The organism is Arthrobacter sp. GW822-FHT05G07, assembly GCF_058799755.1.
In genome coordinates this window covers 382391-402003 of record NZ_JBXALT010000003.1, presented here as the reverse complement: position 1 = coordinate 402003, position 19613 = coordinate 382391, and the positions used below count along the sequence as shown (strand labels likewise).

16 protein-coding genes and 2 tRNA genes are annotated in these 19613 nt (G+C 63.4%); 6 read left to right on the top strand and 12 right to left on the bottom strand.

Features of this window, described 5'->3' with window-relative positions; all coding sequences use genetic code 11:
- Positions 1-93 precede the first annotated feature (93 nt).
- A complete protein-coding gene (gene leuD, locus AC1RJY_RS06990) occupies positions 94-702 on the bottom strand; it encodes a 3-isopropylmalate dehydratase small subunit (protein ID WP_011775153.1) in 609 nt (202 codons plus the stop codon).
- A gap of 9 nt (positions 703-711) precedes the next feature.
- Positions 712-2163: a 3-isopropylmalate dehydratase large subunit gene (leuC, locus tag AC1RJY_RS06985; protein ID WP_498601938.1), complete on the bottom strand. Its 1452-nt coding sequence runs from the start codon at positions 2161-2163 to the stop codon at positions 712-714.
- Positions 2164-2329: 166 nt separating this feature from the next.
- Between leuC and AC1RJY_RS06980 the strand changes: the two genes are divergently transcribed.
- Positions 2330-3049, top strand: a complete 720-nt coding sequence (locus tag AC1RJY_RS06980; protein ID WP_014922101.1) for an IclR family transcriptional regulator — start codon at positions 2330-2332, stop codon at positions 3047-3049.
- Between the two features lies 1 nt (position 3050).
- Positions 3051-3587, top strand: coding sequence for a DUF1697 domain-containing protein (locus tag AC1RJY_RS06975; RefSeq protein ID WP_014922102.1), 537 nt, complete (start codon positions 3051-3053; stop codon positions 3585-3587).
- Here AC1RJY_RS06975 and AC1RJY_RS06970 read toward each other — a convergent pair.
- The 10 genes from AC1RJY_RS06970 to AC1RJY_RS06925 all read right to left on the bottom strand — a co-directional run bounded on the left by AC1RJY_RS06970 (position 3584) and on the right by AC1RJY_RS06925 (position 14139).
- Positions 3584-5203, bottom strand: coding sequence for a GTPase (locus AC1RJY_RS06970; RefSeq protein ID WP_498601936.1), 1620 nt, complete (start codon positions 5201-5203; stop codon positions 3584-3586). The genes AC1RJY_RS06975 and AC1RJY_RS06970 overlap by 4 nt on opposite strands.
- Complete coding sequence (locus tag AC1RJY_RS06965) at positions 5200-6981, bottom strand: dynamin family protein (RefSeq protein ID WP_498601934.1); 1782 nt, start codon at positions 6979-6981, stop codon at positions 5200-5202. Before AC1RJY_RS06965 ends, AC1RJY_RS06970 begins: the two co-directional genes overlap by 4 nt.
- A 110-nt stretch (positions 6982-7091) precedes the next feature.
- Positions 7092-7164: transfer RNA gene (locus AC1RJY_RS06960), tRNA-Glu, on the bottom strand.
- A gap of 127 nt (positions 7165-7291) precedes the next feature.
- Positions 7292-7363 (bottom strand) — tRNA-Gln (locus AC1RJY_RS06955).
- Between the two features lie 138 nt (positions 7364-7501).
- On the bottom strand, positions 7502-8230 hold the full coding sequence (locus tag AC1RJY_RS06950; protein ID WP_011775159.1) for an HAD family hydrolase: 729 nt from the start codon (positions 8228-8230) through the stop codon (positions 7502-7504).
- A 14-nt stretch (positions 8231-8244) separates the two neighbouring features.
- Positions 8245-9765, bottom strand: coding sequence for a glutamate--tRNA ligase (gltX, locus tag AC1RJY_RS06945; RefSeq protein ID WP_011775160.1), 1521 nt, complete (start codon positions 9763-9765; stop codon positions 8245-8247).
- A gap of 124 nt (positions 9766-9889) precedes the next feature.
- On the bottom strand, positions 9890-10666 hold the full coding sequence (locus AC1RJY_RS06940; protein WP_011775161.1) for a fumarylacetoacetate hydrolase family protein: 777 nt from the start codon (positions 10664-10666) through the stop codon (positions 9890-9892).
- Positions 10667-10689: 23 nt separating this feature from the next.
- Positions 10690-11592 carry an MBL fold metallo-hydrolase gene (locus AC1RJY_RS06935; RefSeq protein WP_011775162.1) on the bottom strand — a complete coding sequence of 301 codons (903 nt, stop codon included), beginning with the start codon at positions 11590-11592 and terminating at the stop codon, positions 10690-10692.
- A 262-nt stretch (positions 11593-11854) separates the two neighbouring features.
- Positions 11855-12967 carry a branched-chain amino acid aminotransferase gene (locus AC1RJY_RS06930; protein WP_011775163.1) on the bottom strand — a complete coding sequence of 371 codons (1113 nt, stop codon included), beginning with the start codon at positions 12965-12967 and terminating at the stop codon, positions 11855-11857.
- A 119-nt stretch (positions 12968-13086) separates the two neighbouring features.
- Positions 13087-14139 carry a 3-isopropylmalate dehydrogenase gene (locus tag AC1RJY_RS06925; RefSeq protein WP_498601930.1) on the bottom strand — a complete coding sequence of 351 codons (1053 nt, stop codon included), beginning with the start codon at positions 14137-14139 and terminating at the stop codon, positions 13087-13089.
- 135 nt (positions 14140-14274) lie between these two features.
- On the opposite strand from AC1RJY_RS06925, the gene AC1RJY_RS06920 reads away from it, so the two are divergent.
- The 4 genes from AC1RJY_RS06920 to AC1RJY_RS06905 all read left to right on the top strand — a co-directional run bounded on the left by AC1RJY_RS06920 (position 14275) and on the right by AC1RJY_RS06905 (position 19564).
- A complete protein-coding gene (locus tag AC1RJY_RS06920; protein WP_498601928.1) occupies positions 14275-15459 on the top strand; it encodes a sensor histidine kinase in 1185 nt (394 codons plus the stop codon).
- 3 nt (positions 15460-15462) lie between these two features.
- Positions 15463-16176 carry a response regulator gene (locus AC1RJY_RS06915; protein WP_011775166.1) on the top strand — a complete coding sequence of 238 codons (714 nt, stop codon included), beginning with the start codon at positions 15463-15465 and terminating at the stop codon, positions 16174-16176.
- Positions 16177-16300: 124 nt separating this feature from the next.
- On the top strand, positions 16301-17095 hold the full coding sequence (locus AC1RJY_RS06910; protein WP_011775167.1) for an ABC transporter ATP-binding protein: 795 nt from the start codon (positions 16301-16303) through the stop codon (positions 17093-17095).
- A 3-nt stretch (positions 17096-17098) separates the two neighbouring features.
- Positions 17099-19564: an ABC transporter permease gene (locus tag AC1RJY_RS06905; RefSeq protein ID WP_498601927.1), complete on the top strand. Its 2466-nt coding sequence runs from the start codon at positions 17099-17101 to the stop codon at positions 19562-19564.
- The last annotated feature ends 49 nt before the right edge of the window (positions 19565-19613 follow it).

Sequence of the window (19613 nt, the reverse complement as noted above, 5' to 3'; positions counted from 1 at the left end):
CCAGGCGCACGCCAATGAAAAAGGACCGGCGGGGCCCCTTTGAGGGGGCCCTGCCGGTCCGAAAACCGCAGCGTTGCGACCTGGCGTCGGAGGCTACTGGGCTTGAACCTTCGCGGGAAGCGTCTTCGGCTTGAAGGACGGGCGTGTGGCCTCGTAGGCCGTGATGTCTGCCTCATGCTGGAGGGTCAGGCCAATGTCATCGAGACCTTCCAGGAGGCGCCAGCGGGTGTAGTCGTCGATCTCGAACGGCGCCACCACATTGCCGCACTCAACCGTTTTGGAAACCAGGTCAACCTTGATTTCAGTCCCGGGGTGGTTCTCCAGGACCTTCCAGATGAGTTCAATGTCATCCTGTGCCACCTGGGCCGCAAGCAGCCCCTGCTTTCCTGAGTTGCCACGGAAAATGTCGGCGAACCGGGAGGACAGAACGGCTTTGAACCCATAGTCCTTCAACGCCCAGACAGCGTGCTCACGGGATGATCCCGTACCGAAATCAGGTCCGGCCACCAGCACGGAGCCGGCATTGAACGGGGCCTGGTTCAAGATGAAGGACTCGTCCTTCCGCCAAGCGGCAAACAAGGCATCCTCGAAACCGGTGCGCGTAATGCGCTTGAGGTACACAGCGGGGATGATCTGGTCGGTGTCCACGTTGCTCTGGCGCAGCGGGACGCCGATGCCGGTGTGGGTAGTGAATGCTTCCATGGGATCCTCCTAGACTGCGATTCCGGTCAGTGTGCATGCCGCAGCGGGCTCAAGGTCCGATGGCGAGCTCAGCGTGCCTCGGACAGCTGTGGCCGCAGCCACGACGGGCGAGACCAAGTGCGTGCGGCCACCCTTGCCCTGACGCCCCTCAAAGTTGCGGTTGGACGTGGAGGCGCAACGCTCCCCCGGCTCCAACTGGTCCGGGTTCATGCCCAAGCACATGGAGCAGCCGGCAAAACGCCATTCTGCGCCAAACTCCTTGAAGACCTTGTCCAAGCCTTCAGCCTCTGCTTCCAAGCGGACTCGGGCTGAGCCTGGAACCACCAGCATCCGCACGTTGGGATCCTTGGCACGGCCGCGGATGATGTCGGCGGCAACGCGCAGGTCCTCGATGCGTGAATTGGTGCAGGATCCCAGGAACACGGTATCCACGCGGATGTCCTTCATGGGGGTGCCGGCTTCCAAGCCCATGTACTGCAGGGCGCGCTCGGCAGCTGCCTTGGCATTCTCGTCACCGAAGTCCTCAGGAGACGGCACCTTTGCGGACAGGGACACGCCCTGACCCGGGTTGGTACCCCAGGTCACGAACGGCTCCAACGTGTCGGCGTCCAGGTCAACTTCGACGTCGAAGGTCGCATCGGCGTCCGTGGTGAGCGTGTTCCAGTACTCGACGGCGGCATCCCAGTCGGCGCCTTCCGGTGCGTGTGGGCGGCCCTGCATGTAGTCGTAGGTAGTCTGGTCCGGAGCCACCATACCGGCGCGTGCGCCGGCTTCGATGGACATGTTGCAGATGGTCATGCGGGCGTCCATGGACAGCGCACGAATTGCGGAGCCACGGTATTCCAGGACGTATCCCTGACCGCCACCGGTGCCGATCTTGGCGATGACGGCCAAGATGATGTCCTTCGCGGTGACGCCGGGACGCAGGGTGCCTTCAACATTGATGGCCATGGTCTTGAACGGCTTCAAGGACAGCGTCTGGGTAGCCATGACATGTTCTACCTCGGACGTGCCGATGCCCATGGCCAGGGCACCGAAGGCGCCGTGGGTTGAGGTGTGCGAGTCGCCGCAGACCACAGTCATGCCCGGCTGGGTCAGGCCCAGCTGCGGCCCTACCACGTGCACGATCCCCTGCTCCTTGTCGCCGAGGGAGTGCAGGCGGACACCGAACTCCTTGCAGTTGGCGCGCAGGGTTTCGATCTGGGTGCGGCTGGTCAGGTCCGCGATTGGCTTGTCGATGTCCAGCGTGGGAGTGTTGTGGTCCTCCGTGGCAATGGTGAGGTCGACGCGACGCAGCGGCCGACCAGCCAGGCGCAGGCCCTCAAAGGCCTGCGGGGACGTCACTTCGTGGATGAGGTGCAGGTCGATGAAAAGAAGGTCTGGCTGGGCATTGGCTCCTTCGCCTTCACCCTTGCGCACCACGTGCGCGTCCCAGACTTTCTCGGCCAGTGTCTTTCCCACGGCCTTGCTCCCTTCACTGCGGTTGGATGATCACATCCATTGAACTGTTCGTGATCCACTGATCTCTTCATCTACTGAAGCAGCTTCAACTACTGAAGCAGCCCTGCGGCAAAATAGGCCAGCGAAACAACTTGCATCTCAGATATTGAGACGGCAATATCATTACATGGACAATTCTAGTGGAGTCGGTGTCATTGATAAAGCGGCCCAGGTACTCGATGCCCTTGAGGCCGGGCCCACGACTCTCGCCCAACTTGTGGCGGCCACGGGCCTTGCCCGGCCCACGGTTCACCGGCTCGCGCTGGCCCTGGTTCACCACCGTCTGGTGAGCCGCGATATCCAAGGACGTTTCGTCCTGGGCAGCCGGCTGGTGGAACTCGCATCCGCTGCCGGTGAAGACCGGCTCATCGCCTCAGCCGGTCCCGTGCTCATTCAACTCCGCGACGCCACGGGCGAAAGCGCGCAGATCTTCCGCCGCCAAGGCGACTGGCGTGTCTGCGTGGCCTCAGCGGAACGCCCCATCGGTTTGCGGGACACCATTCCGGTAGGCACCCAACTCTCCATGAAGGCCGGCTCTGCCGCCCAGGTCTTACTGGCGTGGGAGGACCACGACCGCCTTCTCGAAGGGCTTCAAAACGCCCGCTTTACGCCCACCGTACTGGCAGGGGTACGACGCCGGGGCTGGGGTCAGAGCCTCGGCGAACGCGAGCCCGGGGTCGCCTCGGTTTCAGCCCCCGTTCGCGGACCGTCGGGCAGGGTCATCGCGGCGGTGTCTATTTCGGGTCCGATTGAACGCCTCACCCGCCAGCCGGGCCGCCTTCACGCCGAAGTGGTTTGCAACGCCGCCCGGGTTTTGACCGAAGCCCTGCGCAAGAACAACGACTGACATGAACAGCTACGCCGTGTTCCTCCGCGGCATCAATGTGGGCGGCATCAACATCAAGATGGCCGATCTCTCGTCAGCCCTGAAGGACTACCCGTTCGCCAAGGTCAAAACCCTCCTGGCCAGCGGAAACGTGGTCCTTCAGAGTGAACTCAGCGCCAAGGACGTCAAAGCGCAGTTCGAGAAGTGCTTGCGGGAAACCTTTGACTACGACGCCTGGGTGGTAGTCCTTACCGCCGCACGGGTAAGCGAACTTGTGGACGCGTGCCCGTACCCGGCCGACGACAAATCCACGCACAGCTACATCACCCTCGCCTCCGACACAGCAATGCTCGACGAACTCTTTGAGGCAGGCGAAAACCTGGGCGGCGTAGAACAAGTGCGGCTGGGCCCGGAGGCCTCCGCTTGGCTGGCCCCCGCCGGCGGTACACTGGCCAGCCCTTTCAGCAAGCTCTCCGCCAAGGCACGCTACAAGGCCAGTACCACTACCAGGAACTTGCGCACTCTAATCAAAGTCAGGGATGCGGCCGAGGCCCTCTAGCCGGAACGCGCGGCCCTCAGCGCCGCGTTGAAAGCCTTCAACCGCGTAATTTCCACTTCAACCGGCTCCACGATCCGCTGCTCGGCAACCGCTGCCACAGCGCCCTTCAAACGCTTTGCAGCCCCCGAAGCCCTGACGCGGGCAGCCCAGCCCCCAAGCATCCGCCCGGAAATCGCCAGGACAATACCCAACACCACTCCGCCCACGACCATCAAGGTAGGCCACGGCCATCCCTCCGTGCGGGGTACTTCGGGTACAGGCATCTGGAAGTAGCCGAGGACGGCCAACACGCCGAGCCATCCAAGGCCGCCAACGGCCAGCAGAAGCGCCAGCCATTGAAGTGTATTAAAGAGCACCCACCACAGCGGACGCTTCGTGGCCTTCAGATCAGTTCCGGCAATAGCCTGATCCAACGCATCAGGCAGCTGTTCCCGGCCGTCCCTGGCCACACCACGGATGGCCGCACGCCACGGACCAGGAGCGCCGGTGGATGCGTCGTCCGCGAAGTCCCTGACGGCGGCATCCGTCCGTGCTCGCTCCGGCGCGCCCGCTGGAGGCAACGATGTCCGGCTCAACTCAGGCCGGGTGTCATCCCTGCCCAGATTTAACCTCCGCAACGGATCAGGTCGGAAACGCAACAGCCATCGGGTGACGGGCCACCCCGTCCTCTTGGCCGACTCCCTCTTGAAAGATCGCTGAACAGCATCCACCACCACCGGTACATTTGCCGCCGTCGAAAGTTCTGACGCCAAGCGGGCCTTCGCGTTTCCCTTGATGCCCCGGGCTTCACCCTCGCCGGACGCCCGAGCGAGTTCCGTGGCGGCCCTCGTGACGTCCGCCGCCAGGCGCTGTGTTGTTGCCTCCCGTTGGACCACGACGTTCCGGATGGCACCGCGGAGGGTTTGGACGCCGTCGCCAGTCAGCGCTGAGGCGCTGAGGACCCGAACCTGGCCCAGTCCGTCCCGTGCCAGGATCCCTTCCAATGACTGCATGACTGCCGAAGCGTCCGCAGAACTGAGCTTGTCCACCTGGTTCAGGACAACCAGCGTGACGGCACCGTGGGAGGCCATGGGTCGAAGGAAATCATTATGCACAGCGGCGTCGGCGTACTTTTGCGGGTCCAGAACCCACACCAAGACATCCACCATGCCCACCATGCGCTGGACAATCTTTCGGTTTTCAACCCGAGTGGAATCGAAGTCCGGGAGGTCCAGCAGCACCAGGCCGGTGTGCTCATCTGCGAGGCCAGGGACCGGCGGCAGCGTATGCCGCTCTTTGACATCCAACCAGTCCAGCAACGGTCCGCTGCCATCTTCTCCCCAGATGCCCGCCAAAGGCGCCGAGGTTGTGGGGCGTCGCGCAGCTGCAGTCGCCAGTTCGCTGCCGGATACTGCATTGAACAAGGACGACTTGCCGCTGCCAGTAGCTCCGAAAAAGCCCACCACGGTGTGTTCTGCAGACAATGACCGCCGGGACGCTGCACGTTCCAGGACGTCATAGACAGATTGCAGCTCCTGCTCCGGAAGCACGCCTTCGGCGAGTTCCCGGGCCGTGTTGAGCGATTCAAGCCGGCGCTGCAACTGGGAAGACTCGCGGACCTGACTGTGGCGGCTCATGCGGCCCCTGCCAGGCGGCGCAAGGCTTTGGCATGCCGGGTGAGGTTGTTTCCGGAGCTGGGATTGGCCTCCTCAAGCCGGCTAAGGAACCGTTGCCTCTCATCGTCCAGGAGCCGTTGGCACTGAGTGTGCAAGTCATCCCTGGCCTGCTGGGCCAAGCGACGTACGGCGTCCTCACCGAACACCGCTTCCAGCAGTTTCTGGCCAACAACGGCCGTTCCGCCTGCGATGCCGATCTCCAAACCGCTCAGACCGGCAGTCATGGAGAACACCACCACCATGAGCGCAGCGCCGAGTCCGTTGACGCCGAAGGACAACCACCGGGCCTGGGTTCGTTTTCCCTGGCCCTGGGTCCGGATCATCTCCATCAGCCCTTCCTGCCAGGATCGGATGGCTGCTGCGGCCTTTGCGTCGAAGCCCTCGCTGGTGCCCGAAAGATCGTCGGAACCAAGGAGCTCCCGACCAGCAGCATCCGCACGCCATCGCCTGTCCACGTTTTCGGCAGCGTTCGCGGCTTCGTCCAAGATCACCGCCTGCAACCCGGTCTCAATCGCGGTTTCAACCTTCACCGCGGGGGCGGGTTCGCCACGGAAGAATGCCCCTACGCGGTCCCGCATCCGTCCGATGTTCTGTTCGAGTGCCCGGAAGAACTCCCCCGTGCCTACAAAGTCCTGCCACCGCGCCAACACTTCGCCGCGGAGCAACGCTCCGTCCTTAGTGGCCTCCAAAATGCGCGAAAGGGCTTGCCCATACTCAGCAACGCATGCTGCCTGGAGGTCGTTGGCTGCGGCATCCTGGGCAGCAGCAGCACCGGCGATTCCCTCCAACCGGACGCTGACAGCTTTGACAGCGCCATTGAGTGTGCGCCTGGCAACGTCTGCACGCCCGGCTGCATTGGCCGCCAAGGCACCCAGCCACTGGCGCAGGGGAATGACGGATTCCTCCGGCAGCATCCCCAGCCCATCCAAAGCACTCTCCGGAACGACGAAGAGTTTCGCGTCAGCCAGCCCCTGCCGATCAAGCATTGCTTGGAGGTCAGTCCTGACTTCGTCTTCCGCAGCAGCGGGCACGCGGTCCAGGACCACGGCTACGGTGATATCCCGCGAAGCTGCGTCCAGGAGCAGTCGCCAGGGAACGGCGTCGGCATAGCGGTTTGCCGTGGTGACAAACACCCAGAGGTCAGCGGCAGCAAGCAGCTGTCCGGCAAGCCTGCGGTTGTCGTCGGAGATGGAGTCGACGTCGGGCGCATCCAGGAGGGCTATGCCCTGCGGAACGCGATCATGCCCCACCAGCACCAACGATGTGATGGCTCGTGCATCGGGAACGGCACCTGCCTGATGCGCGGGCATGGGATTCGCGGACACGGTTCCCCGGATACGGTCCAGGTTCGGAAGTATCCGGTGGCCTTCAAACCACCCTGCGTCCAGAGGATGATGCAGAAGGATGGGCTGGCGAGTGGTGGGCCTGATAGCACCGGCACGAGTCACCGGATACCCAATCAGCGCATTAACCAGCGTGGACTTCCCGGCGCCCGTTGAACCGCCGACGACGGCCAGCAGCGGAGCGTCGAGGCTGCGGTAGCGGGGAATAACGTAGTCGTCCAGCTGGGCCAGTGACTCTCGGATCCACTGACGTGCTTCCCGCACCTCCGGCACGGCGAGCGGAAGGGTTGTGGCCGCAAGTTCCGCGCGGGCATCTTCCAGGGTCTCGACGGCGGCTGCCGCGCCTGGTGCAGCTTGGGTAGCCCCGGGTGTTGCCTCATCATCATTTGCGGTCACAGCATCATCATGCCAGCCCGATCCGTCGCAGGAGCGGCGGCGCAGGCCCTGAGGGCAAAACCGTGGAAAAAAGAAATCCCCCGGAACCTGAGTTCCGGGGGATTTGTTTGTGACCCCAGCGGGATTCGAACCCGCGTTACCGCCGTGAGAGGGCGGCGTACTAGGCCGCTATACGATGGGGCCTTGCACTTTTTGTCACCGTTTCCGGCGATCAAGCTGAATGAGTATTTCATACTTTCAGCTTCACTCCAAATCGCTTCAGCGGCTTGGAGGTTCCGAATTTCCAGCGAATTCACGCGGATTTTCAGAGCTGGGATACCAGGACTCGAACCTAGAATGACGGTACCAGAAACCGTAGTGTTGCCAATTACACCATATCCCAAAGTGACTTTTGGACCGGAGTTCCTCGCGTTGGTTTCCCTCAGCTTTTCCCTCCGTGCCCCTCAGCACGAGTAATGACTCTACCGGAGTCTCGTCACCTGCACAAATCGGAAAGCCGTTACCTGCATCACATGATCCTTTAGGCCGGAGTGGGAGCGGTGACCAGCAACCGGGACAGGGAGTCCACTTGGCGTCCGGTGAATGTTTCCACCACTTCCCCCGTCCTGTTGAGCCACACGCCTATCAGGCCGGCCGCGGTTGCACCGTCAGCATCAAGCAACCTGTTGTCGCCCACGTAAAGGGTTTCGCCCGGCCCGGTGCCCAACAGCCGCACGCCTTCGAGGTAGATCGCCGGATCCGGCTTTGGCACACCTACCGTATCCGTACCCACCAGAACCTTGATCCTGGAGAGACCTGCACCGTCCAGCTTGGCCCGCTGGTAATCATGCACATTGTTGCTGACGGCACCGTAGGGAATGCCTGCGGCATCGAGCGCGTCCAGCACGCCCTCCACGTCGTCGAAGGCCCGCACGTACGCCGTCTGGCGCTGGTGATACTCCGTTACCCAGGCCTGCGATTCCTCACCTTCTTCAAGCTCCACACCAAAGTGACCCAAAGCAGCCCTGCCGCGCAGCAGCCGCTGCTCGTTGAACGTCAGCTCGCCGGCCAGGTAGCGGTCGTAGAAGTGAGTAGTTTCGTGGGTAAAGATGCGCCCGAACTTCACCCACCCGGCCTGGTCCAGGCCGGGCAGGAGATGTTCGCTGACGTCGCGGAGCGCCGTTGTCATGGCGTACTCAAGGTCCACCAAGGTGTCGTCAATGTCGAAGAGGACACCGCGGATGGTGCCGAAAGTGCTTGAGATAGCCATGACTGTTTCCGTTGTTAGCCGCGGAAAGCGCGGACGCGTGCGAGGGACGAGTCCTTGCCGAGGATCACCATCGACTCGAACAGCGGCGGGGAAATCCGGCGTCCTGAGATGGCGGTGCGCACAGGCCCGAAAGCTGCCCGCGGTTTGATGCCAAGGTCCTCAACCAGAGCCTGCTTGAGCGCGGTCTGGATATTCTCCGCCGTCCACTCCCCGATAGGCTCCAGTGCCGCCAAGGCAGCATCCAGGACTTCCTCCAGGTTCTGCGGAAGACCCTTGCGTGCATCATCCGCAACGTCAATGGCGTCATCGGCCTTGAACAGGAACGCCAGCATCTCGGGAGCTTCGCCCAGAAGGGTGATTCGCTCCTGAACCAGCGGGGCGGCCTCCGCGAGGATCTCTTCCTGCCGCGGGGTGAGGATCTCTCCGACGAATCCGGCGGCGCGGAGGTAGGGAACCAGCCGCTCCTTGAAGTCCTCGGCCGCAAGCATCCGGACGTGGGTTCCGTTAATGGCTTCGGCTTTCTTGATGTCGAAGCGCGCCGGGTTGCCCAGGACGTCATGGATGTCGAAGTTGGCCACCAACTGCTCCACGGTGAAGATGTCCTCGTCCGCACTCAAGGACCAGCCGAGCAGCGACAGGTAATTCAGCAGGCCCTCGGGGATGAAGCCACGTTCGCGGTGCAGGAACAGGCTGGACTCGGGATCACGCTTGGAAAGCTTCTTGTTGCCCTGGCCCATGACATAGGGCAGGTGACCGAACTCCGGCATGTACTCGGCAACACCGATGGCGTAGAGCGCTCGGTACAGCGCGATCTGACGCGGAGTGGAGCTCAGCAGGTCCTCACCGCGCAGGACGTGCGTGATTCCCATGAGGGCATCGTCCACCGGGTTCACCAAGGTGTACAGGGGGGCACCGTTGGCACGGACCACGGCGAAGTCGGGTACGGAGCCGGCCTTGAAGGTGATTTCACCGCGTACGAGGTCGTTGAACGTCAGGTCCTCATCCGGCATGCGGAGACGCAGGACGGCTTCGCGGCCTTCGGCCTTGAACTGTGCCAGCTGTTCATCCGTCAGGTGGCGGTCGAAGCCGTCGTAGCCCAGCTTCGGATCGCGACCGGCAGCCTTGTGGCGGGCTTCGATCTCATCTGGCGTGGAGTAAGACTCGTAGACGTGTCCCCCGGCCTTGAGCTTGGCGATGACATCCTGGTAGATGTCTCCGCGCTGCGATTGTCGGTACGGCTCGTGTGGTCCGCCAACCTCTACACCCTCATCCCAGTTGATGCCAAGCCATTTGAGGGCATCCAGCAGCTGGTGGTAGCTCTCTTCGCTGTCACGGGCAGAATCCGTGTCCTCGATGCGGAAGATCAGCTTGCCACCGGTGTGGCGCGCATAGGCCCAGTTGAACAGGGCGGTGCGAATCAGGCCAACGTGCGGCGTACCCGTGGGCGACGGGCAAAAACGGACGCGGACCGGAGTCTCGGCGTTGACGGCAGGGATGGCGCTGGAGGCAGCGTTCGACGCAGAAGCAGTAGTCATAGTGGTTCCAACTTTACCGCTTGGCGCCGCTTCGGTTTCCCCGGCTGGGAGCGCCCGACGGCGGTACGCGCCTTTCGTGCGAAAGGCGCGTACCGCCGTCGAGCTGTGGCCTTCGGCGGGGTGCCTAGCGGCGGACCACCGGGTTGGACAGGCGTCCGATGCCTTCGATCTCCACTTCGAAGCGGTCGCCCTCGCTCACCAGTCCGACACCGGCCGGGGTGCCGGTCATGATGACATCACCCGGGAGCAGGGTGAACGCGTGCGAGACGATCGAGACGAGCTCGCGTACGCCGCGGATCATCTGGTTGGTGCTGCCGTCCTGGCGGAGTTCACCATTGAGTCGGCCCTGGATGGACAGGTCTTCGTGGTCCAGCTCGGTTTCGATCCACGGGCCCAGCGGCGCCGACGTGTCAAAGCCCTTGGCACGTGCCCACTGGAGGTCCGTCTTTTGGACGTCGCGGGCAGTGAGGTCGTTACCGCACGTGTACCCGAAGATGACATCGTCCGCGCGGTCCTCGGGAACGTCCTTGCAGATGCGGCCGATGACGACGCACAGCTCGGCTTCGAAGGAAACTTCCTCCGAGAATTCCGGAAGGATGATGGGATCGTTCGGGCCGATCACCGAGGTGTTGGGCTTCAGGAAGAGCAGCGGTTGCTGCGGAACCTCGTTGCCGAGTTCGGCAGCGTGCTCGGCGAAGTTCCTGCCGACGCCAATGACTTTGCTGCGGGGAATGATCGGAGCGAGCAACCGCACATCCTCCAGCTTGTGCTTCACGTGGGTACGTTCGACGCCGTTGAAGAAGGGGTCACCGTTGATGACAGTGATTTCCTCACTGCCGGGCTCGCCTTCAACGACGCCGTAAAGGGGATCAGAATCAACTACAAACCGGGCGATACGCATGGGCTCAAGCCTACCGTCAGCGTTTAGCTTCGGAGGTAATCCAACTGGGCCGCGACGGATGTCTCCGCCGCCCACCTGACGGAAGGGTCGACGTCAGGATAAACGGCATCGGTAACGGCAGGTATCGATGCATCCTGTCCCAGGGAATTCAGCGCCGCCCTGATTTGATCGAGCCGCTGCTCACGGTGGTCACGGTACTCGCGGCACTTCTCGTCCAAGGCCGGTAGCACAGGCCCATGTGCGGGCAGCAGTGTTGCGGGCCCCATCGCTTCCAGCTTGTCCAAGCTTGAAAGGTAGTCGCCCAATCGACCATCCGGAAAGTCCAACACGGTGGTGCCACGACCCAAAATGGTGTCCCCCGTGAGGACGGATCCGGTGGGGCCGTCATGAGGGAGATGGAAACAGAGAGAGTCGGACGTGTGGCCCGGGGTTGCCACCACACGGATCTCCACGCCACCCGCGGTCAGGACCTCGCCGCCCATCAGCGGCTCGCCGCCATGGCAATGCTCCAGCAACGCAGCACGCACCGGCGCCCCGGTGATCTGATGGAACCGCGCAGACGCCTCGGTGTGGTCAGCATGCCGGTGAGTGATGAGTACGACGTCCACTACGCCTGCCGATGCCAAGACGGCCAAGTGCTCTTCGTCGTCAGGACCCGGATCCACAACCGCGACGTAAGGGGATCCCGGGGCGCCGATGACGTACGAGTTGGTACCGTCCAGACTCATCGGACCCGGGTTCGGGGCCAATCGGAAACGGGTGAGCTCACTGCTGCGCTGGAGGGAACTGCTGGGCTGGGGGGAACTGCTGGGCTGGGGGGAAGAGTCGCCATTGATGGGTGAGTTGCCGGAAGTCGCCTTTGATTCTGAAGTCACTGTCCCATCTTGGCACTGAACCAACCCTCTCTCACATCCCACACCCTTCATCCCAGCCCTCTCTCACATCCCACACCCTTCCCAAGGCACGACGCCGTCAAGCGGCTGAGGTGCCAGCATCGCCGGCGTCGAACGCCCCTGCCGGAAGGTGAGTCAGGGTTCGACGCAAACCCGAGGGATCTGCGAGAGCGTCCGCCCCAAACCCGAGGGATCTGCGAGAGCGTCCGGGAAGCAGAACGGCGGCCCTTCCGCTTGTCTGCCAAGTGGAAGGGCCGCCGTCGCGCGTCTTCAGTCGTGCCAGGAAACCCGGGTACTAGACCAGGCGGGTCAGCCAGCCGTGGGTGTCCTCGACGGTTCCGGTTTGGATGCCCAAGAGCTGCTCGCGGATAGCCATGGTGGTTTCCCCGGCCTTCGCGTCTTCGGAGCCGATGAATTCCGTGGCGTCCTTGAGCACACCGATCGGCGTGATCACGGCGGCCGTGCCACAAGCGAAGACTTCGGTGATCTCACCTGAGGCCACGCCGTCACGCCACTCGTCCAGGGTGATCTTGCGCTCTGTCACTTCACGGCCCATGTCCTTGGCCACCTGAATGACGGACATCCGGGTGACGCCTTCAAGGATGGTGCCGCTGAGCGCGGGAGTGACCAGAGAGCCGTCCTTCATGACGAAGAAGACGTTCATGCCACCGAGTTCTTCCACGGCGTCATCGTTGAAGTGGTCAAGGAACAGTACCTGCTTGCAACCGTTCGCTTCGGCTTCCTGCTGCGCAATCAGGGAAGCTGCGTAGTTGCCCCCGCACTTGGCAGCACCGGTACCGCCACGGCCCGCACGGGCGTATTCGCGGGAGATCCAGATGGAGACGGGCTTGAGCTCGCCGCCAAAGTAGTTGCCGGCGGGCGAAGCGATGACGCGGAAAGACACCTCGCGCGCGGCCCGAACACCAAGGAACGCCTCCGTGGCGATCATGAACGGGCGCAGGTAAAGGGCTTCTCCGTCGCCGGAAGGAACCCATTCCTTGTCTGCCTGCACGAGTTCGCGGATGGCACCAAGGAAGTACTCCTCGGGCAACTCCGGGAGGGCGAGGCGGCGTGCGGACTTGTTCAGGCGCGCGGCGTTGGCTTCGGGCCGGAAGGTCCAGACAGAGCCGTCAGCGTGACGGTAGGCCTTGAGGCCTTCGAAGATTTCCTGGCCGTAGTGCAGGACTGCGGCCGAGGGGTCCAGGGAAATGGGTCCGTAGGGCTCGATCCGGGCATTCTGCCAACCGCCATTCCCATCGGCATCAACCTTGTAGTCGACGACGGCGGTGTGGTCGGTGAAGTAGTCGCCGAAGCCTGGGTTCGCCAGGACGGCTGCACGCTCCTCAGCAGACTTCGGGGTTTCCGAAAGCTGCTGGCTGAATTCGACGCCGTGGGCAGTCTGAGTCATGTTTCCTCCACAGTCAGCTACCTGGCAGGGCGAACCGGGCCCCCAAAAGGGTGTGGTTCAGCGATGGACCAGGGAAGCAGGTAAATAATTCAACACAAGCTTACGCCTGAGTAATGGGCCTAAAGTGCGGCCGCGATGGCATCGCCGATGGCAGCTGTGCTGCGTGGCTCACCGGTGCGGCTTTCGACGTCGGCGACTACTGCCGCTTCGATCTTGCGGGCCGCCGTGGTGTAGCCAAGGTGGTCCAGGAGTAGCACTGCGGAGAGGATGGCCGCCGTGGGATCGGCTTTTTGCTGTCCGGCGATATCCGGAGCTGAGCCGTGAACGGGCTCAAACATGGACGGTGCTGTGCGGTCCATGTTGATGTTGCCCGATGCCGCCAGGCCGATGCCGCCTGTGATGGCAGCGGCGAGGTCGGTGAGGATGTCGCCGAACAGGTTGTCGGTGACGATGACATCAAAACGGGAGGGGTCGGTCACCATGAAGATGGTGGCGGCGTCAATGTGCAGGTAGTCGTGGGTGACCTCGGGGAACTCCCGGGCCACGGCCTCGACCGTGCGCTTCCACAAATGACCGGCGAAGACCAGCACATTGTGCTTGTGGACGAGTGTGACGTGCTTGCGCGGGCGTTCGCTGGCGCGGCGGAAGGCATCGCGGACAACGCGCTCCACACCGTGAGCCGTGTTGAGGGAAACTTCCGTGGCTACCTCGTGGGGAGTACCGCCCCGGAGGGTGCCGCCGTTGCCCACGTAGGGACCTTCGGTACCTTCGCGGACCACGATGAAATCGATCTCGCCGGGGTTCGCCAGTGGGCTGCCGACGGTGCCGTACAGGCGGGACGGGCGCAGGTTAACATAGTGGTCCAGGCTGAAGCGGAGCTTGAGGAGCATCTCGCGTTCAATGATGCCGGAGGGGATGCGCGTGTCACCCGGGGCTGCACCCACAGCTCCGAAGAGGATGGCATCGCGGGTGCGCAGGTCTGTAAGGACCTCGTCAGGGAGGGTCTCGCCGGTCTCAAGCCAGTGCTGTGCGCCAAGCTTGTAGTTGGTCAGCTCCAGGGCCACGCCCTGGGCGGCGACAGCCTTTTCGAGGACCTTGACGGCTTCAGCGATGACCTCAGGGCCGATGCCGTCGCCGGGGATGACAGCGAGATTGATGGACGTTGCACTCATAGCTCTATCTAGCCAAGCAATCCACATGCTGGTCAAAATCGTCTCACTCTGCGAACACCTGCTTGCCTGCAGCCCGGGTCGGACTCAGACCACGGCATGATGCCCGAGCATGGAGCGAGCACATAGAGTCATAGCGTGGATAGAAGGCACGAGATATACGAATGGTTCCGGATCAACCGATTCAAGGTTGATATGACGGCCACGTGCCTCCTCATCCTCCTTTTTGGTCCCGTATATCTGGTCGCGGACCGGCCTTGGCTGTTCCTCTTGTCCTGCAGCCTCCTGCTTCCCCTCGCATGGCGACGCACCCGCCCGGCCGTTGCGGCCGGCGTCGTCATCCTGGTGTGCCTCGTCCAGTGGGCGGTGGCTGCCGAACCTGTAGCCGGACAGATAGCCGTCCCGCTTGTCATCTACGCGACGGCTGCTTATGGCCCCGCGTGGGCGAGTCGGACGGTTCTTCTGGCCGGACTGTTAGGTGGGGTCATGCTTACCACCCGACTCTTTTCAACCACCGCTGAGTCCGGCATCCTGGGCCTCACCATCGGTGCGCTCTATACGGTGTTGATCTGGATGCTGGTGCTGGTGAGCTGGACCCTGGGCGACCTCACGCGCGTACGTCGGTTACAGCTCCAGGCCCTTGAGGACCGCACGCGGAGGCTTGAGGTGGAGCAGATGCAGGAACGGAAACTGGCCGCCGCCGATGAACGCTCGCACATTGCCCGGGAGATGCACGACATCGTGGCGCACTCCCTGTCCGTCATCATCACCCAGGCCGACGGAGCCCGTTATGCGGCGGCCGCCAAACCCGAACTCGCGACCCAGGCGTTGGCCACTATTGCGGCCACGGGCCGGGATTCGCTGGGCGAGATGCGAAGACTGCTGGGCGTCCTCCGCTCCGACGACGATTCCCCTACCCGCCCTCAGCCCCGGCTTTCGGACCTGGATGAGCTCCTGCTCGGTTTCCGTGCCGCCACGCTTCAGGTCACCTTTGAACAAAGCGGCGCACCTCGTAGGGCCCTTCCTGCAGGTGCGGAACTGACGGCGTACAGGATCATCCAGGAAGCCCTCACCAACGTGATGAAGCACGCAGGACCAAGAGCGACGGCGGCGGTCACCCTGGCGTGGCAGGCCCGCGGCCTGCAGGTGGACGTCGTCGACGACGGCCGGGGCGCCGCCGCCGATCCGCCGACTGCCGGTGGAGGTAACGGCCTGAGGGGAATGGGCGAGCGTGTCTCGCTCTACGATGGTTCCTTGACCGCAGGCCCGGAACAGGGCGGCGGTTTCCGTGTGTCCGCTTTCATCCCTTATTCGGAGGCCTGAGCCATGCCTGTAGTTCCTTCACCTATCCGGGTGGCACTCGTCGATGACCAGCAATTGGTTCGCTCGGGATTTGGCATGCTGATCAATTCCCAGCCCGACCTCGAAGTTGTGGCCGAAGCAGGCAACGGTATTGAGGCCGTCCAAGCGCTCAGTGCCACAACGGCCGATGTGGTCCTGATGGACGTCCGGATGCCGGGGATGGACGGTATTGAAGCAACCCGTCGCATCCTGGAGCAGGCAGCGGCACAGCCGACGGGTTCGCAGCGGGCTGAGATCAAGATCGTGGTCCTCACCACCTTTGACCTGGACGAGTACGCCCTTGCCGCCATCCAGGCAGGCGCCAGTGGATTCCTCCTGAAGGATGCACCTCCGGAGGAACTTCTCGAGGCCATCCGTACCGTTTTCCGCGGGGACGCCGTGATTGCCCCGTCTACCACCAGACGCCTGCTTGACCACGTGGCGCCACTCCTGAGGACGCAGACGCCGGAGCAAACTGAGCATGCTGCCGCCGTCGAGCGCCTTACCGCCCGCGAGCGCGAGGTGTTCCAGCTGATTGCGCAGGGACAGTCGAACCCGGAGATCGCGGCGGGGCTGTTCCTTTCCGAGGCCACGGTCAAGACCCATGTAGGGCATATCCTGGCGAAGCTAGGCGCACGGGACCGCGTTCAAGTGGTGGTCATCGCGTATGAAACCGGTGTCGTAGCCCCTGGCACCTAGATGGAACATCCGGCTGGCTCATACCGGCCGACCGCCAGTCTCAGACCACGGTATGAGCAGGCACCCGGAACAATGGGCCCGCGGCCCGATCCAGCAGGGCAGCCCTGAAACATAGCGTGGAACCATGACAACTTTCACGTCTCTCCCCCACCCGTCAGGAACCGATCGCCCCGCAGGCTCGGCAGGCGCCCAGGCCCGTCCCGCCGTGGAGGCTCATGAGCTGACCAAGAGCTACGGCCGCGCCGACACCACCGTCACTGCCCTGAACAAAGTGTCCTTGAGCTTCGACGCCGGGAAGTTCACTGCCATCATGGGACCGTCCGGTTCCGGCAAGTCCACTTTGATGCATTGCCTCGCCGGCTTGGATACGGCTGATTCCGGGCGGATTGTGCTGGGCGGCACGGAACTGACGGGGCTGAACGACCGCCAGCTCACGGCGCTCCGCCGCGAGAGGATCGGCTTTGTTTTCCAGGCGTTCAATCTTGTGCCCACCTTGACTGCCGAACAGAACATCACGCTCCCCCTCGCCTTGGCAGGAACCACTGCCGACGCCGGATGGCTGGACACCGTTGTCAGCACCCTTGGGCTCAAGGACCGTTTGAAGCACCGGCCACATGAGCTCTCGGGCGGCCAGCAGCAGCGTGTGGCGGTTGCCCGGGCGTTGCTGACGCGTCCCGACGTCGTGTTCGGCGACGAACCTACCGGCAACCTGGACTCAAGGGCGGGCGGAGAAGTCCTGGCGTTGCTGCGCCGGAGCAGCCAGGAGATGGGGCAGACCATCATCATGGTCACGCACGATCCCGTGGCAGCCAGCTACGCGGACCGGGTGGTGCTGATGAGCGACGGAGGACTGGTGGGCGAGATTCACGATCCCACAGCAGACTCTGTGCTCGTTGCACTTGGCAAGCTGGGGGCTTAAAGCATGTTGCGTGTTGCCCTTTCCCAATTGACCACACATTTCCGGCGGTTCGTGGCCATCGGGCTTGCCGTGATGTTGTCCGTCATGTTCCTCTCGGCCACCCTCATGGTGGGTGCGAGCACCAATGCGTCGCTGGGCGCGAGCATCGGTGAGGCGTACCGGAACGCGGATGTTGTGGCTACGTCCAAGAACGGGGAGCCGTTCAGCCAGGCTGCGGTGGACTCGGCGGTTTCCTCCCCCGCCGTGCAGGACAGCTATGCGGAGCGTTCCACCTACGTGACGTTCGAGGCTGGTGGCGGTGAGCAGTACGGACGCCTGCGCAGTGCGGCGCCGGCTTCCCTGGAGAGTGCAGTGCTGTCCTCGGGGTCCATGCCATCGAGCGCCTTGGAAGCCACGGTTGACGTCAAGGCTGCCGAGCATCTGGGCCTCACTGTCGGCAGCACCTTGGAGCTGCGGGGCGCGGGACCCGTCAAGACGGCGAAGGTGACCATTTCTGGCTTGACGAAAGCTACCAACGATCCTTTCTCGGCATCGGCTGCCCAGCTGGTTGGTTCTGAGTCTGTACTGAACGCTGTCCAGGACGCGGGCGCCGGGTATTCGGGGCTGCAGTTCGTACTCAAGCCCGGGGAAGACGCCACCGCAGCAAAGGACTACATCGCGCACCGAATGGAAGCAGCAGGTGCGGTCGAGCCCGTGCTGGAAACGGCGCAGGAGAAGGTCACCTCCACCGTGGCCATGCTCAGTGCAGGCCAGGACCAGCTGACCGTGGTGCTGCTCGCCTTCGCAGGAGTGGCCATCCTCGTTTCCACTTTGGTGGTGGCCAATACGTTCTCCGTTCTGGTGGCTCAACGGACCAGGGAGTTGGCTTTGCTCCGCTGCTTGGGGGCCGGCCGGGCACAGATCCGCGGCTCAGTCATGGTGGAGGCCCTGGTGGTCGGCTTCATTTCTTCAGTCCTGGGTGTCCTTGCTGCCACCGGCCTGATGACGGGCTTGATTGCCTGGGCGAAGTCCCAGCCCGAGCAAGCGTTCGCGACGTTGGCTGTACCGCCGTCGGCCATCATCGCCGGCCTGGTAGCCGGAACGCTCCTGACCGTGGTGGCTGCACTGGTACCCGCGAAGGCGGCAACCGCCGTCGCTCCCCTTGCCGCCCTCCGCCCGGCAGACGACGCCTCCGTGGGTAACCGACGCGGTAAGGTACGCCTGATCCTGGGCCTGGTGGCCATGCTGGGCGGAGCAGCCTTGCTGGTGTACGGCAGCATGACTGTCTCCTTGCTGGTGGCACTGCTCGGTGGTGCTGCCTCGTTTGTGGGCATCCTTCTTTGCTCCACCCTGTTCATCCCCTCCGTGGTGGCCTTGGCCGGCTGTCTGGCCGCACCGGCCGGTGTGCCCGGCAAGCTTGCCGCCGTCAACGCGACGCGAAACCCTGCCCGCACCTCCGCTACGGCCGCTGCGCTGCTGATCGGTGTCACGCTGGTCTCCCTCATGATGACCGGAGCGGCTACGTCCAGGCATGCATTCAACGACACCTTGGCGGAAAATTATCCGGTGGACCTGTCCGTCCAGACAACAGTGGACGCCAGCGACCCCGCGCAGGCTGTTGCCCGGATCAAAGCGCTCGACGGCGTCAGCACTGCAGTGCTGCTGCAGCCGGTGGGAACACTGACTGACGGAGCCACGCCCGACGCCGGCACTACCATCTACGGGCTCTCCGCCGCTGATGCCGCATCAGTACTGCGCGACAACAATCTCAAGCCGACGCCGGGCACCGTATACCTGCCTGAAGACTCTCCGGAGGGACCAGCCGAGATCTCGACGGCGGCAGGCAGCGTTACGCTCGACGCCAAGGTTCTGCGCACCCGCCACGTACCCGCCTTCGTGGAGACTTCCAGTCTCTCCTCGGCTGCGCTGCCGGAAACGCCCGGCATGGTGTGGGTGAAACTGGACGATTCGGTATCCGGGGACCGGGTTCAGGCCATCCAGAAGGAAATCGCATCGACGCTGGGTGTTCATGAGCGCACAGTCAGCGGTGCGGCCATTGAGCGGGTGACTTTCAACAGCATTATCGATGTCCTGTTGCTGGTAGTCACAGGCCTCTTAGGGGTCGCGGTGGTCATCGCGCTGATCGGCGTAGCCAACACGTTGTCACTTTCTGTCCTGGAGCGAACACGAGAGAACTCCTTGCTCCGTGCCTTGGGACTGACCAGGGGTCAACTCCGCGGGATGCTGGCCATCGAGGCCGTGCTCGTCGCTGGTGTGGCCGCAATCATGGGCGCAGGCCTGGGCATCGTTTACGGCTGGCTCGGCGCACAGGCAACCCTGGGAGGGGTAGCCACTGTTGTTCCGGCGGTGCCGTGGGTGCAACTGGCGGCCGTTTTTGGGGTCGCCGTGGTTGCCGGGCTCCTGGCTTCCGTGGTTCCTGCCCGGCGCGCGGCACGATTGTCGCCCGTTGAGGGTCTGGCAACCGCCTAAGTCGCTCTCTCACATCATCACGCCAAACGAGAATCGCTCTCTCACTTCC